General features: G+C 40.6%; 1 protein-coding gene. It reads right to left on the bottom strand.

Features of this window, described 5'->3' with window-relative positions; translation table 11 throughout:
- Window positions 1-1,294: hypothetical protein (locus A3735_RS31410; RefSeq protein ID WP_197486038.1), on the bottom strand; the 1,294-nt coding region annotated here is incomplete at both ends.

Genomic DNA, 1,294 nt, shown 5'->3' with positions numbered 1-1,294 from the left:
GATTTTCAGACTGATCCCAATAACTTAAAACCAGACCTTTCTCCTCTTCATCATCAAGCTTAAGCATTAGGTTACCATCATGCCAAGGCTTGAATACAATCGCTGGGCTTTCATCATCACCGCTCACGGTATTATATTCCATAACCTCTTTTAGAGGTGCTAACGCTGGATCTTCACTGCGCAAAACTTCTAGATACGTCGAATAGGAATATAGACCTCTATGTTTTCCAGACATCCTTACGCTATTTAAAAGATAGATCTCTTCGGCACCGTAATAGTCAAAACGTGCTTCCGAAGCTTTACAATAGGCAATTGTTTCTGGGTAATCAATAAATAATTGTCGCCAATCATTAGTCTTCGATTCACTGACTATTTTTAAGAGCCCGGTAACTTCGTCGCCTAGCACCAACCGATCCATTAATTTGAATAGATAATGCTGGCCCTCTTTTTCATCATTAAACACCGAGCGCCAATTCTCATTTCTTTCCCTTGAGGTAGCCATAGAGTTTTTACAAAAGCTAAAGTTTGAACCCTTCTGGACCATATAGTCGCCGATAGAGAGAAGAGCTCGTTGCAATAGAAAGTCGTCTCGAGTCAGCATTTTTCTGGAGAATAGTACTTCTGCTTGAGCCCCTTCTTTTTCAAAACGAACCATGTCAAACCCGCCATCATCCGTTCTAGCTCGTTGTATAAGAAACCCAATTTGCCCATAAAAGTACTCATGGTTTTCGAAGCGGGAAAATAAAGGCTGCCATGCAGTGTCTTCAATGATAAGTTGAGATTTCAGGATTTCTTCTTTACGCTGCCGCTCACTGAAATACGGAATATCTTTCAACTCCATTTTTGAGACTGCGGTATAAATCTCACCCGAATAAAATGGAGTAATTGAGATAAGTGAGTGAACAGCTCTAACCAAGTCCGCTTGGGAATCTATTGTCGTGTTATCAATCAACCTGGTAATGATTCCTAGCCAAATTAGCAGCTGCGACTCCGCCTCTGAGTCCAAGCTTTCGTTCAATTTTAAATTCGTGACATAGCTGTATAGCGCATAAAATTTGACTTGTTCCGAATAATCGTTACCTTTGATCGCATAATCAAAGCTAGCATTAACTATTTCACGTGCTCGCCCCCCTTTCTCAGCGTTACATACGAACTGCAAAAAAGAGTGAATATCAACCATTGCTCTTTCATTGAAGCACTTCTTTTCACCCAACACTTGAAATGGCAGTGCCTTGTCGCTACGTAATAAATCTACCCATACTTTATCTATTTCGGCAATCTTATTGGAGGATAC

Source organism: Oleiphilus sp. HI0061, from assembly GCF_001635675.1.
Note: the sequence above shows the minus strand (reverse complement) of the source record. Positions and strands in the feature narration are given on the sequence as shown.